The sequence below is a fragment of the Cytobacillus sp. ABV4_503 genome (assembly GCF_056158445.1).
In genome coordinates this window covers 4375600-4393922 of record NZ_JBSWTH010000001.1, presented here as the reverse complement: position 1 = coordinate 4393922, position 18323 = coordinate 4375600, and the positions used below count along the sequence as shown (strand labels likewise).

Sequence of the window (18323 nt, the reverse complement as noted above, 5' to 3'; positions counted from 1 at the left end):
AATGAAAAAGATAGCTTGTTATTTACTTGTATTGATGCTGTTTTTTCAAAGTATGGTGACATTTGAAGCTAAAGCTGCAGGCACAAATGGGATTGATTCGTATGTAAAGCCGTCAATCAAAGTTTATCCCAATATCTCTATCTATTATGAGAACTTAAGTACAGGGGAAAAGTATTCCTATAATTCTTCAAAAATAAGACCTGCGGCGAGTACGATAAAGCTGCCTTTAGCGCTGTTTGTATATGATTTGGCTTCCAAAGGTAAAATTAACTTAAATGAAAAGCTTACTTACCGCTCTCATCACTATTACGGAGGCAGCGGTGTTATCCAAAATGATCGGGTCGGTACTTCTTATACGATTCGTGATTTGCTGAAAAAGTGTATCGTGTACTCAGACAATATTGCTTTCATTATGCTGCGTGAAAAGGTTGGAAAGAGCAATTTCATTAATTATGCAAAGTCACTGGGTGGGAAAACCGTTTATCCTTCCGGTATGAATGTCACATCTGCAAACGATTTATCGGTATACCTAAAAAAGGTGTGGAATTTTGCTGAAAAAAACCCTAAGTATGGAAATGAACTATTGAATCTGCTTGCTAATACAGCATATAAAGAAACAATCGCACCTGGCCTGGCTTCAAACAAAGTCGCCCATAAGGTAGGCTATATTCCAAAGGATTTAATCTATAATGATGCTGCTATTATTATGGATGATCAGCCATATATCCTGGTGATCATGACCACGGGAATTCCAGTGAAACAGGATGTTAAATTTATATCTTCTTTGGCTGGAAGAGTACATGCATATCATATTAATTCATCTATCAATCTTTTTTTGAAGCATCTTTCTGATGCGGAGAGAGCAAGTTCAGCACTCCATAGACAGATATTTGTTGATTATGAAGGGAAAGTAACAGTTAAACCGTATGCTGCATATAATCAAACGGGAAATAGCTTAAATCAGGCAAAGAAAGCTTTTGCTGCCTTATCTGATATGCATAAAAAAGCCTATTCGCCAAAGCTTAATAATATTGAAATGACCAGAGAGCGTGCTATGAACTTTATAGACGGAATTACGGCCGGTGAAAAACTTACCGTAAAGCAGCAGGAATTGGAATCTTACAAGAACGCGGGGAACCTGGATAAGATGGAAGCCTCTTATCATTCATTATCATCACTCATAAAAAGGCAGGCTCAATATTTATATAAAGTGCATGGAAAAACTACACGAGAAGCTGTTCTTGTGCAGTATAAAGACCCTGCGGAAAAAATACTTGAGGATAACAGGATGGCTGTCACACTAAATAGGGTTCTTGCTCAGATCAAAAGTGATCTTTCTGCTCAGAATCAAGCAGGTGCTGAGAAAGGAAAAGTTTATTTTGAGTCAAAACTGTCACAGGTTTCTGATTCTGTTTTAAAAAAGGCTTTGCAGGATAAATATAATGATTTAGATATTCAATGAATATTCGTATAGTGCTTTATACTTGTCCTGTGATATCCTTAAAATGAATTTATTTCTAATTTCTGGAGGTATCCGATGAAAAAGGCAAAAATAGCTGTTATGGTATTGGCCTCCTTCTTTCTTCTTTTCGTTTCTATGCCAAGTGGCGCCAGTGCCAAGGTGATGTGGGATGGAGCAGAGCTGAAACAAGGCCAGATTGGAAGATTGACAGTATTAAAGAACACTGAATTATACAAGTGGGATGGATCTAAAAAGACACCCTCCAGAACACTGAAGGCAGGGGAAAAATATAGAATCTATACATTCCTTCCAGGCAAGCTTGGATTAGGCGGAGGCTATTACATAGACCGCGATAGCAAAGTGAAATATGAAACACCATCCAAAATAAAAGTTCAGGCACTGGGAGTGAACTTTACCAAAAAGTATGCTGGTGACTTTGCTTATCCACAGATTACAAGCTTGGTGGACAATGGTGCTAAAGACCGCATCAATGCCATTATTAAAACCCATTTTGAAGAATCCTACGCAAATGCCCAAGATCTTGAGGATGAAGAGGAAGAGCACCGCTGGGATTACTATTATGACCATGGTTATCACGTACCGGAAGATGAAGAGTGGATGTACAACTATGAATATAATGTTTCCTATGAAATCAAATATAATGAGAACAATCTTTTAAGTATATTGATTTATGATTATATGTACACAGGCGGTGCACACGGGATGTCAATAGTAACATCTTATAATTTTGACCTGTTTAAGGGTGTTGAGCTGCAGATGTTCGATGTGGCCAAAACCAGCACCGCCAGAAACAAAATTAAAAAGTATGCAGTCATTGACATCAAAAATCGGGCAGCACGGGGAGAAATGTTCTTTGCTGAGGACATCAATGATATAACGCTTGACAATGATAGACCTTTTTATTTTACAAGCAATGGCATTGCCATAAAGTTCTATGAATATGAAGTTGCACCGTATGCAGCTGGAATGCCGGAAGTAAAAGTGCCATATAAGATTTTTAGATAAGAAAAAGCCCTAATTCAAATTCTGAATTAGGGCTTTTGATACTCACGCTGTATTCGATTTCGCCTCCAGCTTCTTTAGATGCTTTACCTTTTCAGTCTTTCTGTCCTTGGCCTTAGGCACTGTTAGCAAATACTGATTATAAGGCAGAAGCTGTATCACTTTAATCACACCGATAGTTCCTAATAGAATCACTGCAAAAACAAACGGGAGATTAATTGTACTCCAAATACTCTTTGGTGCGAGTGATTGGAAGGTTAAGAGTACAAATGGATGGACAAGATAGATTGCCATCGAGAGGCTTCCAATTTTCGAAAGGCATATTTCCAACCAGCTAATTTTCTTTATATCTTCCCCAATTCCCATCATAAACAGAGTGATAATTGGGATATTAATCATATTGGTTGCCCGGTTGGATGGAATGGACCCGATGATTTTATATTCCACGACAGCCAGAACGGTAATAATTACGACACCAGCACCTAATAGTTTCTTGTTTCTTTTTGAGAACTGGCTGAGCGGCTCCCAATAATAAGCTAAAAATCCTCCAAAAATAAAGAAGAATATCCAGGCTGGCAGAAAGGCACGCTGGCTGAGAATGATTTGCCAGATCCCTTCAAACTGTCCCGGGTTATACATCTTTAAGGAATATAGATTGATTAAGATTGAACCTGCTAATAAGAAAATCCAGCTCTTTTTTGAGCGGAATAGCTGAAGGAGCGGAAACAGCAGGTAAAACTGAAAAACAATTGACATAAAGTATAAATGGTAAAAGGCATTGCCGAATGCAAAGTTGATCAGGAACAGTCTTTTCCCTGATTCCAAAGGATTTGTTCCTTGAACTATATACATAAACAGGAGATAGAAAATGCTCCAAAATATAAAAGGTGCACCAATCTTCGTAAAACGGCTCACAGCAAATTTCTTTAACTTAAAGCCTCGTGTACGGGTTTGGTAGAAGAGAAGAAACCCGCTGATCAGAGCAAAAATAGGTGTACCGAATCGGCTTATTTGATTGATAAAAAGAGTGAATTCATTGTATGTTTCGCCGTTCTCAAAATAAAAGGAGGCTGAAACGTGAACTAATAATACCCATATGCAGGCAATAGCCCGCAAATAGTGGATCTCTTGAATATGTGCTTTTGATTTGCCCATGTCTTCACATCCTTGCAGTAGTAAGGAATTTTACCACTACATCGTATATGAAAAAAAAGGGCTCGTCCTCAATGTTATCATACTTTAATGATAAAGTAGCTTTCTGTTAATAAAGCATCCAAAGATAGGGAAATACTAAAAAAATTTACAGCAGTAATCTTTATATATCAAATGATAATTGGATGTACGATTCTTGAGATGGAGCCTGTTCTTCCTGCTTCCGATTTTTCGAGCGGCTCCTTACTGCCTCTAAGATAAACAATTTGTCCTGAGGGGATAATAAACTCCAACTGCCTGCTTTAATTTTCATCGAAAAACAACTCCTTTTTAAAAAATTTCAAATCCCAATTTTTAGTTATTACGTATATACCGCCTTTTTAATAGATTAAAACAACAAAAATTCCAACAAAATCTGCGCTATCATGCACAGATTTTGCTGGAATCCATCGAATTACTTAAACAATTCCCCAATTAAATTATTCTCCAGCAGAAATTCAGACAGTTGAATGTCCTTTGCAAGCTGTTCATACGTTTTTTTACAGGCATTAACTGACACTTTTTCTCCGGTTTTGTTGTCTGTGCAAATACCATCCTGAAATACCCCATTATGTGAAGCAGCGTAATCATATTCTCCCGAATAGTAGGAGTATGGCGTCGTTTCATAGGCAAAACCGGCAAAGCCTTCTTTTGGGATATCGAGCGATGACCCCAAATGTGCAAGCGGCTGTTCGATGCCAACCAGGGATGCAAGAGTAGGAAAGATGTCCATTTGGCTGCCTATAACCTCATTTTTAACAGCTGTAGTCTGTCCTGGATGGTGAATAATCAGCGGGACATTGAATTGTTCTTTCTGATCGAAGCTTACGCCAAGCAGCTGCTGAATCTCTTCCTTATCCTTTGGAATAGGCCCGTAATGATCTCCGTAAACTACAAAGATTGTATCATCCCACATTTTTTCATCTTTTAATTTTTCAATAAGGTAACCGATAGACCTATCAAAATAATGAGTAGCCTGCAGATAGTTGCCGATTAATGTATCTGCAAATTCTGCAGGGAGATTCAGAGATTGATATTTACCCGGCATGTCGAAAGGCCGATGATTGGTCAGGCTGACTATAAAGCTGTAAAATGGTTTTTCCTCTTCCTTATAAATATCAATCATTTGATTGAACATGCTTCGGTCCGAAACGCCCATTCCAATAACTTCATCTTCTTCAATCTTTATATGTTCAGTGCTGTAAAAATTATCGAAACCCTGGTTAGGATATGCCATTCGGCGGTTCCAGAATTCAGGTGAATTTCCATGGGCAGCATGCGCTGTGTATCCTTCCTTCTTCAGCACTTGAGGAAGCGAGATGAAATTATTTTTTGGATAGGTTTTATAAACCCCCATATCTGCAATTGGATATAAAGAATTATTTGCAACAAACTCAGCATCTGATGTATTGCCTCTGCCAATTTGAAGGTAAATATTCGGATAATAATGGCTGACGCTGATTAGATCATTCAGATGCGGGGTTATTTCCTCGCCATTTACTCTTAAGCCAATTGGAAAATCATTCAGTGATTCAGCCTGCACCATAATAATATTTTTTCCTTCAAACATTCCGTAGTAGGGGGATGCTTTTAAGAGCTCCTGTTTTTCTTTGAAATAATCCTCCAGAATCTCCAATTCAGTCTTTTCCTCAGCGGTTACTTCTTTGGCTGCAGCCTGATTATAGTAGGTTCTTGAAAGATCATAGATATGGGCTGGCAGGATACCTGTAAGGGAAACCTTATATTGATCAGAAAAAGTATCTTTCAGCGGATAAAAGGCAGCGAATAAAATAAAAGCAGAGCCTGCGGCAAACATAGCCGATCCGATGAATGGATGCATGCCGTTCCTGGCCTTCCTGGAAAAAATATAAAGGAACAATATAGCGGCAGGGATGTCTATCCAGTACCAGATATCACTAACGTAAACAAGTGAGGCTATCGAGTCCTTAACATCCCCCAGCTGATTGGCCTGCTGCAATAGCTGGATATGTAAAATGGCATCGTAATAACGTTCATAAAGTACATCTGCATATAAAAGGAACGAGAGAAGCAGGTAAACAATTAAGGCCAGAGCTGTCTGGATTCTCTTTTTACTGAAAAAAAACAACCCTGCCAGTACTGATCCCAGCCCGCAAGAAGATAATAATATCAGTTTTTTATGCGGGTTAAGCTCTAATTCATAGATAAAGTAAAAGGTTTTAAACGCCCAGCAAAAGCTGAAAAAACCTGCCAGCAAAGCTAAAGACAGGAGAGCCGGATAGTGCTTCTTTATTAACTTCATTTTCCCCCACCTCAAAAGCCTTTTACAAAATCTTAACACTTAATTTACAGAAAATTAATAAAAATAATCTGACACCATTCGTGGCGGGTTTGTCGAATCCATTAAAATAGGACTTTTAAAAGTTTATTGGGATGGCGTATTGATGAACAAAGGCCAAATTGGACGCATTATGGTTCAAAAACCTATTAACCTTTGGAAACGCACAGCTGAAAACAAGCTTCAGTTTGTACGTGTGTTAAAGCCTGGCGAGGTTTACCGCGTCTACAACTATGACTCTAATTACTTTGGCCAGTATGGGGTGGGATCTGGACATTACATCACGAACATGAAGGGGTATGTGAAGTACGAAACTCCATCCAAAAAGAAGCTTGAAGAATTGAATGGAAAATAAATCTGAGGGAAAGCTGCCAATTAGACAGGCAGCTTTCCCTATTTATATACAGTATTTTTTTCCTATTTTACAGAATAAGGGTTTTGTTTGTAATAATTTTGTAATATTATTGAAATATAAGTAATGAAAGGGTGGTATTAATGAAAAAAGTTTTGATTTCAAGTTTCCTTATTGCTTCTGGGTTTTTGGGGATTATGGGAGGATCTGATGAAGTCTCAGCAGCTTCAAATGATACAAGGCCGTCGGTTATCTGGGATGATGCCAGGTTAGTAGAAGGCCAAATTGGCAAGGTTACTATTCTTAAAGATACAGGTAGGCTAATTAAAGAAAGCAGCGGTAGCCTCAAGCCGTCAGGCACTCTAAAGAAAGGTAATACATATCGGGTTTATTCCTATGAAATCATCGATGGTACCTATTATTATGGCGTAGGAGCAGGTGTTTATGTAAAGAACTCGTCTGATGTATTTTACAAAACTCCTTCGGCTCTAAAGAAACGGCAAATGGCTGATCTGGTCATGATAAAATCAGACCTTCTTACAGATGCGGCGAACGGAAAGCTGAAAGGGCAGGATTTTATTATTAACAGGAATACGATTGGCGATGTAAAGAGCAAGTTGGGCGAGCCATATGATGAAGGTCTGTTTGAAGGCTCAAGATATTATCAGTACGGAAAGAAATATGTTTATTTTACTGTATTGCCGGACGGAAAAGAGATATTATCTTCAAAGTATTTAGTTGACTCTGTAACCGATATATCACCCCTGTTTGTAAAAAATAGGCTGGGAAGCGAGTCTATCTATAGAGAAGAATATTCCGAAAAAGACGGAACATGGAATCTCGTCTATAAAACGGGGAGCAATTTAATATACTTTGTTTTCAGCGGACCTGAGGGCAAAGAAAGATTAATATATATACACCTGATGCAGCAAAAATAGTTTAATAGTAGGAGCATTAAAAATATTCTATATCTATTTTAAAAGTGCCTTGTGCGGCACTTTTTCTTTTGCTTGTGAGCAATTGACTAATTTCTAGAAATTTCGAGTCTTTACTGGCAATTATTACAATCTTTTATATAATAAAAGAAAGTTCATTTACGGAGGAACAGCAATGTCATACCATGTTCAGCTTATAAAAGGAATCCTCTATCCAAATACCTATCTTTATCAATTGGCAAAAGCAGAGAAAATTACCGGGCTTTATATAAGATTCCTGCTGCTCTTGGCTGCTGGGGCCATTATTTATCTGGCGGCAGCTTATACAGGATATGGCATGGATATTGTATCTAATGAAATTTCAAATGTATCCAATGAAGAATTGGAAACGAAGAAGCTATTCATAGGCATTGGAAAAATATTGTGGGGAATTGTTTTTGCGCTCCTAATATTCTTTATCCCAGCCATTTTTTATTGGACCTTAATGGATACAGAATTTGTTAAATTGCTAGTTATGCAGCTTTTTGTTTTAGCTGTTTTATTAATAGAAAAAGGCCTGACGCTTGTTCTTCAGATTAGCTTTGGTCTTGATAGGGCGTCCTCACCTTTCAGCTTGGGTGTGATGGCGCAATATTTGACAGATAGCCGTTTGCTTATTCACCTGGCTGGCACCATCACCCTTTTTCAAGTATGGGTCATATTCTTCCAATATATGAACCTTAAGGCATTTTCGCCGCGAAGCCCCAAGTGGATCCTGCTGATCGTGATAATTGTTAATCTGGTTGGATGGATCATGACATCTACCATTTACTATCTTGAATTTGAAAAACTTATATAATGGCGGTGTTATTGTGAAAAGAGCTTGGGTACTTAGAATCCTGGTTGCATGTATAGGGATCTTTATAGCCGCAAATCTTTATCTGGCATTAAAGCCAGGCAGCAAAGTGGAAAAGGCAGCATACATAAATAAATGGCAGTCCGTCTCGAAAGAAGATCTAATAGATTCTTTTGCCAAAAAGGGTGTAGTCGCACCGGCGGAGGAATATCAGGTCTATTATGATGAGCGGCAGGGGGTTTTTAATCAGTTTTTGGTTAAAGAGGGAGACAGCATTACTCCTGGAGCTGGTTTGTTTGAATATCAGCCGGAAGACCTTGATGCTGAGAAAGAAAGGCTGAATTCGGAAGCGGAAAAACTGGAAAATCAAATAGATGATTTGGAAGATCATATTGATGATTTAGAAACATATAAAAGAACACTAATTTTTAATGAAGAAGAGAAAGGCAGTGAAACAACGGTCACTTCCAGCTTAGATAGGGACATCCAAGAGAAGGAGCTTCAAGTCAGCCTGCTGGAACGGGAGCTGGAAATGACTGAAAATCAGATGGATTTCCTGGAAGATCAGCCAGGCAGTGTAACCGTGCAGAGCAATTTCTCTGGTACTATCAGTGAGATTGACCGTTCCCTTGATAATCCGGTCATTACCATCACTTCAGATTCATCCCTGATAAACGGGGAACTAACATTAGATGAGAGAATGCAAACTTCCATAGGCCTGAAGGTTCTGGTTTCAGCAAAAGGATTTAAAGGAGAAGGAAGCATTATTAATCTGGCATCTCTTCCAAAGAGCGGAGCTTCCCTTGATAAGGAAAGTGCTTATCCCTTTTCGGTTCAGTTAAATGAGGACGCAACAGAGATTTTAAAAGGCACGCCAGTCCATATTGAGGTTGTCACAGATGAGATTGAAGGGGCTGTCACAGTTCCCTCCAAGGTGATTAAAAAAGAGAAAGATGCTTCATATGTATGGGTGATTTCAACTGCAGGGAAGCTTGAGAGAAGACAAATAAAGAGCGGCCTGCAAGTGAATGGGAAAACAGAAATTAAAGATGGCCTGGAAAAAGGTGAATGGATCGTGAAGGACAAAGGCATCCATAAGGACTTTGACGGAACAGCTGCAGCAACTTCCTTCAAAACGAAATATTTAAGTAAAAAGGAAATCAGCAGCCTGAAAAACAAGACCAAATGGAAGTACATTTTAAAAGGGTTTGTCGCCCGATAAATAGTATTGTGAGAAGCCTGGGCCGATGCTCGGGCTTTTCATTTGGTTTTGCACATGTATGGACTGATCAGGTAATGCATCGAAAATATGAACTATGCAAATAAAATTAGAAATCCTGCAAATAAATTAGAATTCCTGCAAATAAAGTTAAAGAAATTGCAAATAGGACGGAAATTTTGCAAATAAGCTGCGTTCTACTGCAAATAAAGCCCCCTAAGGCGCTCGCTAAACCAAAAAAAGGCCGTCCGGTTCACCCCGGACGGCAATAAATTGGAGAATTGGATGATGTTCGTAAAGTAACGAACTTCCGAAAGTATTAAATACTCATAAGCCTATTAAAACATATTCCAGAAAAGAATGGATTTCCGCTAAGGTCTGATTTTTACTTAATAATATAGCTTTTAATAGTCTACATAAGCTTTTATAATAAAAATATAATAATTGGAATATTTTTTGGAGAGTGGAAACATTGGATTTTTCTGTAATAGGAGCTAAGATAAAAGAATTGCGCCGAATACAAAGAATCACTCAAAAGGAGCTGGCAGAAGATATCTGCACGCAGGCGCAGATCAGTAAACTGGAGAATGGAGAAGTGATTCCATGTGCATCAACTCTTTTTTTAATATCTCAAAAACTGGGCATTGACGTGAATTATTTCTTCAATATTGGCTTAACACCCAGATTGGATTATGTAGAAGAAGTGGCCAGACAGCTGAAAATTGCAAGACGCAATTTCAGGTATAGGGAAATGGAAGGGATAGTGGAGATGGAAGAAAGGAATCCGTTATTTTATCAAAACCCCAAATATTTGCAGCTGCTCATATGGCACAAGGGGATAAGTCTTTATCACGTTCATTCTGATTTTGAACGTTCTCTTGCTACCCTTGATGAAGCTCTGTCGTTAACTAATAAAAAAGTTTGGACTGAACAGGAAATGGAGATTCTTTTAAGCAAAGGAATTGTCTGCTTTGAGAATAATCTGCTTGATGAAGCTATTCAGATTTATGAAATGGTTTATAAAGAGATGGAAACACTCCCTGATTTCCGTGATTATATTGTTAAAGTAAAGCTTCTCTATAATATGGCCAGGACCTTCACTCGAAAAGGCATTTATGCAAAATCAATAGAATTGTGTATGGAGGGAATTGAGTGGAGCATTAAAAAAGATAACCTTTTTTTAGTAGGCGAGCTTCACTACCACATTGGTTATAATTTTGAACTCCAAGAAGATTTTTATTCAGCTCAGGATTATATGAAAAAAGCTTTGCTGATTTTTGACCTTCAGAAGGATCATAAATATTCGGATTATATTAATGGCAAGTTAATGAAGTGGCAGGAAGAAAATCTCATAAAAAATACCTGATGCTCATCCTCAAACATCAGGTATCCCGTGACATCAATGCTGGTACACGCATGTGTTGATGCCGATGATTTTTAGAAATTCTTTTATTTTAGTGAACGACTGGTTTTTAAATCCCTCTGGTATGGTTAGTTCAGTTACATAAGCCATTTTTCTTTTTGCGTTAGCATTAAGTTCTGTTAATTCTTCATGGTTGTTATAAACCATTCTTGCCAATTCTTCATTTTGTTCTTCTTCACAAGTATAGATAACCGCTTCTCCAACTTTCATTGATGCGTTTCTAAAGTAGAATGAAAAAATGATCGCACTTTCGTTCTCGATAAACTTTGGCTGGATTTTCATATCAAGATCCATTCCCTTTCACCCTCCCTGCATCTTTATGCCCTTATCATAACAAAAATAGTTCCTTTTGCTGATTGAAATCTGAAGGTGATTTCGATAATGGAAGTAATATTTAATATGAAAAAGTAGGGTTTTCATATAAAATTATAACTATAGGAATATTCCTGAAAGAATATAATAGCCCTCCTTCATCCTCAAAAGAAGGGAATTTATGTTTGCTTGTTGAATTTGAGCAGTAATTAGGTTTTTTATTGCAAAAAATAGACACTTCATGATGAAGTGCCCCAATTGGAGATTAATAAGACAAGGGTCAAGCCCATTGAAATCCTTACAGATATGCAAAAAGATTAGAAAATAGTCGGCAGCTCTTGCGTTGTTACTCCGCCGCCGCCATTATTGCCAGCAGCAAAGGTAATGCCTGCTGCTCCAAATACAAAAGTGAATACAGCCATCATGACCAATAAACGTTTTTTCATGAAAATTCCTCCTTGCTTTTTAAAATTTAAGGAACTAATTATATTAAACCATAAATTATCCATAAGCATTTTTTGTATATTTTTTTAATTTTACCAGTATACTTTGTCTTATATCCTTTTTCCTGTTTATAAATGATAAAAATATAACTCTAGGCATATTTACATGAGAGAGGTGAAAAGGTTGAATTTCTCCGCTATTGGCCAAAGAATCAGGGAACTTAGAAAACTAATGAACTTATCACAAGGAGAACTTGCTAAGGGTATATGCACACAGGCTCAGATCAGCAAAATTGAGAAGGGGGATGTATATCCTTATGCATCTACTCTATATTTAATATCCGAACGCCTTGGTGTCGATGTAAACTATTTCTTTGACATTGGCACAACTCCCAGATTGGATTATGTCCAGGAAGTCTTAAGGCAATTAACCTTAGCCAGAAGAAACTCTAATTATAAAGAAATGGAACAAATCGTAAAAACCGAGGAAAAGAATCCATTATTTCAGCAAAACAATAAAAATTTCCAGGTCCTTTTATGGCATAAAGGAATTTGCAAGTATATGCTCCACAAGGATTCCAAATCAGCAATCGATATTCTTACAAAAGCCATTGCTTTAACTCATTATACCGACAAGGTTTGGTCTGAACGGGAAATAGAGGTTTTGCTGAGTATCGGTTCTGTATATTTTGAAGAAAAGGATTATAAAAAATCGCTTAAAGTATATTTTGAAGCAAAGGAATATCTTCATCAGCTTCCATTTATTAATGATCATACCTTATTGTGCAGACTCTATTATAATATTGCGAGATCACTGACACGTATGGAAAAATATAATGACTCAATTAAATATTGCAGGGAAGCCGTTAGATGGTGCATCGAAAAAGATAATCTGTATCTGCTTGGTGAACTTCATTATCATATTGGCTATAACTATGAAATCCAAGGCAAGTTGCAGAAAGCAAGGGAGTGCATGCAAAAATCGCTGATTATTTTTGAACTGCAGGAAGATGAGAAGTACGTAAACTTTATTAATAGTAAAATTCAAAAATGGCGTACCTTTGCATAAGCCTGTCCCGGAGCGGGGCAGGTATTTTATTTATCATAGAGATTTTTGAACTAATTGCTGAATTTTCTCCCAACTTGGCCTCCTGCATAGTATATTAATAGATGTACAAAATATTAGGAGGAAGAGATGAAAAGTTTAAGGATATTCATATTTACTTTATTGTTTGCTGTTGCTGGTTTCGCCCATTTGGAACATCGTGCGGAAGCGGCCGCTGTTAATCCAGCCGAAGTTTATACTTATGAAAGAATGCAGGCTGATATTGTCGAGCTTGCTAAGCAATACCCAGATCTTATTACATATAAAGTTATCGGGAAAAGTGAATATGGAAGGAATATTTATGCCGTATCACTTGGGAAAGGCCAAACAAACATATTTATTAATGGGTCCCATCATGCCAGGGAATGGATGACTACAACGTTGAATATGTATATGCTCGAACAGTATGCTGCAGCCTATAAGAGCGGCCGGACCATAGCAGGGGCAAATGTAAGGACTCATCTGAACAGAACTACCATGTGGTTTGTGCCAATGGTTAATCCGGATGGTGTGACATTGCAGCAATTCGGATTAAAAGCATTTCCTTCGAGTGCACATGCTGGTTTGATAAACATGAACGCAGGAAGCAAGGATTTTAAACGCTGGAAAGCAAATGGAAAAGGAATCGATTTGAATCGCCAGTATCCTGCTGACTGGGCGAATATTAAGAGCAATCCAGGAAAGCCATATTACAAGAATTATAAAGGAGCTCAGCCGCAGTCGGCTTCTGAAGTGAAGGCGATTATAAACTTTGTGAATGAGATTAAGCCTGCATCTGCTCTTGCTTACCATTCAAGCGGCCAAATTCTTTATTGGAAATTCCATCAGACAGGTGCTTTATATGACCGGGATCATCAATATGCCAAAGCTATAGGAAAAATGACGGGCTATAGCCTTGTGTATCCTGGTTCAAGACCATCAGGCGGCGGTTTTACTGATTGGTTCACAGATACATATAAGCTTCCTGGATTCACACCGGAAATAGGCAGATATGCAGGTGAAACAAGCTTGCCGCTTTCAGAGTTTCAAACCATCTGGAAGCAAAACCAGGGGGTAGGACTTTATGTTGCTGGAATTGGTTATAGCTTAAACCAGGCAAAAGCGGGATCAAAAGTTACCCAGGCGACTAACCAGACGAATGATGCTGTTGCGAAATCAAGAAAGCTGAGATCCTATTATTCTGGAAATATAAAAAGTGTTAATGATTTTAAAGTGAATACCGATTTTGCAAAGGCCTACCAGAATGTAGCTAAAAGTATTGCTGCAGCTGAAACATTGCTGAAAGGCATACCTCAAAGCGATCAAAACCGTTTAAAGGGAGTATTGCAGGAGGCCTATGATCATAAAGCCCGGGCAGCTGTCTTTATTGATACAGAAAAAACGGGTGCACAGCTGGCAGCGATGAACTCAGAGCTAATTAAATTGATAGATGCAGGAACTCTGGATGAACATACAGTGGAAGCTTACCATAAGTTTTCATACCAGATTAAGAAAGCAGAGCTGTTCATTAATAAACTTTATGGTCCTCATGTTCGTGACATTGCAGCAGAAAAGTATGTATTGCCTGCGAAAATCACAAAAGAGACAGTTATTTACGAGATTTCCAGATACATGCTTATGGAGGAAATTGAGACTAACCTTAAGGCCGGCAAGCTTGATATAGTTGAAGGTCAATTGGCAGAGTTAAATAGGCTTGAAAGGCGTTCTGCTGAAATTAAAGAGGCAGGAAACAAGCTGTATCCTGGCAGATATCGTGAATTGCCTGGCTTTGAAGCAGTGCTTGCAGAAATGAAGCAGGAAATCATGAAAGAGTACGAAGCCTTGAACCCGGCAGTGGAACAGCCGGAAGAGGAGCAGGTTCAAGAGCAGGAGGGCAGCTCAAAAGAAGAGGATCCAGCTGTTAATACTGAATTAGAAGCGCCATCAGAAACAGAGGAACCTGAGGCAGGCACTCTAGAAACAAGTGAAACAGAAGGCGAAACTAACACAATACCAGAATCTGAAGAGCAGTCATAAGTCATTAATTAGAGTTGGGTTTTATAAAAACCCGGCTCTTTTTTTTGTCGAATTATTTAATATGGTAAAACTTTCTATTAATTGAAAATAATAGTAATATTATGATAGCAACTATCATTTTACAGTTATGAGGTGGAAGGGAATGGAAAGCTGGCTGAAAAAATCTATTAGTCTTGCAGCAGGGATTGGTATTGCTGCAGGCTCTCTGCTGGGAGCATCAGGTGTATCTGCAGAAGGCGGAAAAGAGGTGCCCCGCATTTCGGCGCTGCAGATTGACCAGCCGTCATTGCAAAAAAAGCTGGATCAGTCAAAAGAGTCTGCATTAAGCGGAGATACTTTGGTGGTTAAGTTTAAAAAGCCGCTCACTCAGTCGCAGCACAGAATGGCAGGGGGAACATTGCTTAAACAGTTCTCCAATTTAAATTATGCTGTTGTTAAAGTGCGGAATAAAAATCAGTTCAACAAAGTATTAACCAATTACAAAAAAATGAACGGAGTTGTATCCGCTTACCCAAGCGTCAATTACAAGCCGCTGTCATTGCCGGATCCAAAAGCGAAGGAACAATATCAAAACGAACTCCTTCAGCTCGAAAAAGCACAAAAACTGGCAGGGAAAAATCCTGTAACAGTTGCAGTGATCGATCAGGGTGTGGATGTTAACCATCCTGATTTAAAGGGAAGGCTGCTGCCGAGCTATAATGCTGTCAATCCTATGAGCCCTGGCACTCCTGATTATCATGGCACCCATGTGGCTGGGATTGTTGCAGCCAATAAGAATAACGGCATTGGAGGTTATGGCGTTAATCCAAATGCTAAAATTCTTCCCATTGATGTTTTTGACAGGGGATGGGGGGCTTCTGACTATGTCATTGCACAGGGGATACTCTATGCAGTTGAAAAAGGTGCAAAAGTAATCAATATGAGTCTCGGAGGACCGATGAAATCTCCTTTAATTGAGGAAGCACTCAAAAAGGCTGCTGAGAAGAATGTGACAGTAGTGGCAGCTGCAGGCAATACAGGAGATGATTCATTAAGCTACCCTGCTGCCTATGAAGGCGTCATCAGTGTTGGAAATGTTAACAGCAGCAAAAAGCTGGGGGTTTTATCTACATATGGCACGTCCGTTGATATTGTAGCTCCTGGTGAAGATGTCTACAGCACTATGTATGAATACGAAAAAAAATCAAGCTTCCGTAAAATGAGCGGAACGTCCATGGCTTCGCCTATGGTAGCTGGTGCAGCATCCTTGCTCCTATCCAAGCACCCTAACCTGACTCCGATTCAGATCGAATATATATTAGAGCATACTGCGGAGGATCTTGGTGATAAGGGATTTGATACAGTATATGGAAACGGTCTGCTTGATCCGCCGGCAGCAATGCAATACGATATTAAGAAGCTGCCTGCACTAACAAAAGGCCAATGGTCTGAAAAAGAAATTTTTGGAAAGGCGGAAGCGGTAAGCCTTGAAAAGAAGCAGACAGTTAATGGAGCCATGACAGCTCCATTCCAGGAAAAATGGTATAAAGCAGATGTCGAAAAAGGTGATTTTGTTCAATTTGTTCTAAGCGGAGCCAAGCAGTTTGATTACAAGCTGAAATTATATTTGGTTTCCGATGAAGGCAAAGTGGAACTGGATATAAATAAAGTCAGAGAAGGGCTTGAGGAAGGGAAGCTGTTCGAAGTTCCGTTTTCAGGAACTCTTGCATTTGGCATCAAAGATGTGAATGGCAGCTTTGATGATTCGGGCAGAGGGCAGTCTAAATTCAGCCTTTCCGTTGAAAAAGCTTCAAGTATTGAAAAGGATGAGAATACGCTTCACAATATGAGTAATATTGAATTGCTTTACTCATATGGCAAGGAGCTATTAACTGGAAAAGATGGCGATGATGATTTTTATCAATTCACTGTTAAAGAGGAGCAGGCGGTAAAAATCGACTTATCTAAATTGCCGGGCGTTGATACGAGCATTAGTGTATATATGGGGGATGAAATTCTTCCTCCTGATATGGAAGAGATTACGGAGGAAGAGAAAAAAGCACTTCTTGAAGAGATGTTTTATGGAAAATACCCAATTGAGCCAGCTTTCTACGCGAACAGAGGCGGTAAAAGTGAAGGGGAAACACTCTCCTTTACAGCTATGCCGGACATTCCATATATCATAAAAGTATCAAATAAAATCGATCAATATTACTTTGGCATGTACGACTTCATGTTGAACTTTGATCTGCTTGAAGAAGAGCAAAACCCTGAACCTTCCCTGATTCCATACAAGCTGCAGGTTAATGGAAAGACATTGCCGGCAGATGAAGATATATTCCCTTATATGATGGACGAGGAAGAAGCTGAAAAAGAAATGAACGTAAACAGCCTTGAAAAACAGCGCAGTGCATTTGAAGAGATGGAAGAGGCAACAGAGGAAGCTGCTGAAGAAGAAGCCGGTTCAGAACCTGATTTCCTTGAAATTCTCAAGGAGGGTGCCCAGCCTTTTGAAATGGATGGAAAGGGTGAGGGCTATATCCAGACATTAGAAGATGAAGACTGGTTTAGTGTTGTGCCGGCTCAAACTGGAATCTATGAATTTAAGTTTGACAATAAAAAAGGCCAGGTTCCTTTAATGGAAATTTACCGCATTAAAGAAGAAACGGATATAGAAGGTAATACGTATGCTTATTTGGATCAGATTGGAACCAATATGCAATTTGACTGGGTAAGCATGAAGCTGGATGCATCCATGCATACGGGTTTAAAAGCTGGAGAGAGCTACTATATTAGAGCAGGTGCAGATTACTACACTGGTTCAACTTCTTTCGATCCATACAGCTTCAGTGCCAGGCTGGTGATTGAAGATCCTCAGGATCCTTATGAAGATAACGACGGCCTTGAAAAAATAAAAAATCTGCCTTCAGCAAAAATTGAAGGAAACCTTGCAATGCCTTTTGATCAGGATGTATTTTATCTTGAAAGCAAATCATCAAATATTTATGGGGCATCAATGAAGAGAAAAAGTGTTGATGCCAAATGGAAAGCGAAATATCCAAAGGAATTGTTGAGCCCGTTCTATGGAATTGTGGTCATTGCAGAAGATGCAAATAAAAACCGCAAGCTTGATCCGGAGGAATTTGATCGAATCCAGTATATCGAAAAGGGAATTGACAGCGGAGCAACTTATGGATCATTTAAAGCAGAGAAAAATAAAAACTATATTATTATTGCCTCCGGCTATTTTGATGGTAATATTCCATTCTCCCTGCTTCCTTATGAATTGACTGTTGCGCCAGTTAACCAAAATGATGAAGATAAGGGATCTGTGGTGAAGAATAACAAACCTTCTAAACCGCTAATGATGAAGAAATCAGGCAGCAAGCTCTTAACTGCCTCCGGACATCTTAATGCCGGTGTACCGAACGGTGATGAAGATTGGTATGAATTAAATATTGATAAACAAACAAAAGGAAACATTGTATTCAATGCCGGAACTGAAATTGATGGTATTGTGACTCTCTATAAAGATGGCAAAGAGCTGGCTAAAGCTGACTACTATCCTGAAGGGGATGGGGAAGTGCTGTACTTTAACCTGAAAAAAGGAGTCTACCATATCAAAGTCCGTGACACATTCGGCGGTTCTACACTGGACCCATACAGTCTGAAAGTTAACTTACAATAAAGATAAAAATGCCCTGCCTTATG

14 protein-coding genes and 1 pseudogene are annotated in these 18323 nt (G+C 38.8%); 10 read left to right on the top strand and 5 right to left on the bottom strand.

All coding sequences use genetic code 11. The features are described from left to right. The first annotated feature begins 1 nt into the window (after position 1). Positions 2 to 1462, top strand: a complete 1461-nt coding sequence (locus tag ACXAD1_RS22080) for a serine hydrolase (protein WP_474911002.1) — start codon at positions 2 to 4, stop codon at positions 1460 to 1462. Positions 1463 to 1537: 75 nt separating this feature from the next. Next, a complete protein-coding gene (locus ACXAD1_RS22075; RefSeq protein WP_474911001.1) occupies positions 1538 to 2488 on the top strand; it encodes a DUF3298 and DUF4163 domain-containing protein in 951 nt (316 codons plus the stop codon). 42 nt (positions 2489 to 2530) lie between these two features. Here ACXAD1_RS22075 and ACXAD1_RS22070 read toward each other — a convergent pair whose 3' ends face one another. The 3 genes from ACXAD1_RS22070 to ACXAD1_RS22060 form a co-directional block, all read right to left on the bottom strand. Next, positions 2531 to 3640: an acyltransferase gene (locus ACXAD1_RS22070; RefSeq protein ID WP_474911000.1), complete on the bottom strand. Its 1110-nt coding sequence runs from the start codon at positions 3638 to 3640 to the stop codon at positions 2531 to 2533. 160 nt (positions 3641 to 3800) lie between these two features. After that, complete coding sequence (locus tag ACXAD1_RS22065) at positions 3801 to 3950, bottom strand: hypothetical protein (protein ID WP_474910999.1); 150 nt, start codon at positions 3948 to 3950, stop codon at positions 3801 to 3803. Between the two features lie 141 nt (positions 3951 to 4091). Then, positions 4092 to 5957 carry an LTA synthase family protein gene (locus ACXAD1_RS22060; protein WP_474910998.1) on the bottom strand — a complete coding sequence of 622 codons (1866 nt, stop codon included), beginning with the start codon at positions 5955 to 5957 and terminating at the stop codon, positions 4092 to 4094. Positions 5958 to 6075: 118 nt separating this feature from the next. Here ACXAD1_RS22060 and ACXAD1_RS22055 point away from each other — a divergent pair. From ACXAD1_RS22055 to ACXAD1_RS22035, 5 genes and pseudogenes are all read left to right on the top strand, one after another. After that, positions 6076 to 6348 (top strand): annotated as a pseudogene (locus ACXAD1_RS22055) (multifunctional 2',3'-cyclic-nucleotide 2'-phosphodiesterase/5'-nucleotidase/3'-nucleotidase); the annotation flags it as partial. A gap of 140 nt (positions 6349 to 6488) precedes the next feature. Next, positions 6489 to 7283, top strand: a complete 795-nt coding sequence (locus ACXAD1_RS22050; protein ID WP_474910997.1) for a DUF4309 domain-containing protein — start codon at positions 6489 to 6491, stop codon at positions 7281 to 7283. A gap of 172 nt (positions 7284 to 7455) precedes the next feature. Further along, positions 7456 to 8118: a hypothetical protein gene (locus ACXAD1_RS22045; protein WP_474910996.1), complete on the top strand. Its 663-nt coding sequence runs from the start codon at positions 7456 to 7458 to the stop codon at positions 8116 to 8118. A gap of 13 nt (positions 8119 to 8131) precedes the next feature. Further along, positions 8132 to 9337 carry an efflux RND transporter periplasmic adaptor subunit gene (locus ACXAD1_RS22040; protein WP_474910995.1) on the top strand — a complete coding sequence of 402 codons (1206 nt, stop codon included), beginning with the start codon at positions 8132 to 8134 and terminating at the stop codon, positions 9335 to 9337. A 469-nt stretch (positions 9338 to 9806) separates the two neighbouring features. Next, a complete protein-coding gene (locus ACXAD1_RS22035; RefSeq protein WP_474910994.1) occupies positions 9807 to 10700 on the top strand; it encodes a helix-turn-helix domain-containing protein in 894 nt (297 codons plus the stop codon). A gap of 33 nt (positions 10701 to 10733) precedes the next feature. On the opposite strand, the gene ACXAD1_RS22030 is transcribed toward ACXAD1_RS22035, so the two are convergent. Together ACXAD1_RS22030 and ACXAD1_RS22025 are read right to left on the bottom strand one after the other, a co-directional pair. Further along, positions 10734 to 11051: a hypothetical protein gene (locus tag ACXAD1_RS22030; RefSeq protein WP_009332016.1), complete on the bottom strand. Its 318-nt coding sequence runs from the start codon at positions 11049 to 11051 to the stop codon at positions 10734 to 10736. Positions 11052 to 11386: 335 nt separating this feature from the next. Continuing rightward, positions 11387 to 11515: a hypothetical protein gene (locus tag ACXAD1_RS22025; protein ID WP_256815608.1), complete on the bottom strand. Its 129-nt coding sequence runs from the start codon at positions 11513 to 11515 to the stop codon at positions 11387 to 11389. A gap of 181 nt (positions 11516 to 11696) precedes the next feature. Between ACXAD1_RS22025 and ACXAD1_RS22020 the strand changes: the two genes are divergently transcribed. The 3 genes from ACXAD1_RS22020 to ACXAD1_RS22010 all read left to right on the top strand — a co-directional run bounded on the left by ACXAD1_RS22020 (position 11697) and on the right by ACXAD1_RS22010 (position 18300). Beyond that, complete coding sequence (locus ACXAD1_RS22020; protein ID WP_206840029.1) at positions 11697 to 12581, top strand: tetratricopeptide repeat protein; 885 nt, start codon at positions 11697 to 11699, stop codon at positions 12579 to 12581. Positions 12582 to 12707: 126 nt separating this feature from the next. After that, complete coding sequence (locus ACXAD1_RS22015; RefSeq protein WP_474910993.1) at positions 12708 to 14633, top strand: M14 family zinc carboxypeptidase; 1926 nt, start codon at positions 12708 to 12710, stop codon at positions 14631 to 14633. Positions 14634 to 14775: 142 nt separating this feature from the next. Continuing rightward, positions 14776 to 18300, top strand: coding sequence for a S8 family peptidase (locus ACXAD1_RS22010; protein WP_474910992.1), 3525 nt, complete (start codon positions 14776 to 14778; stop codon positions 18298 to 18300). Positions 18301 to 18323 lie beyond the last annotated feature (23 nt).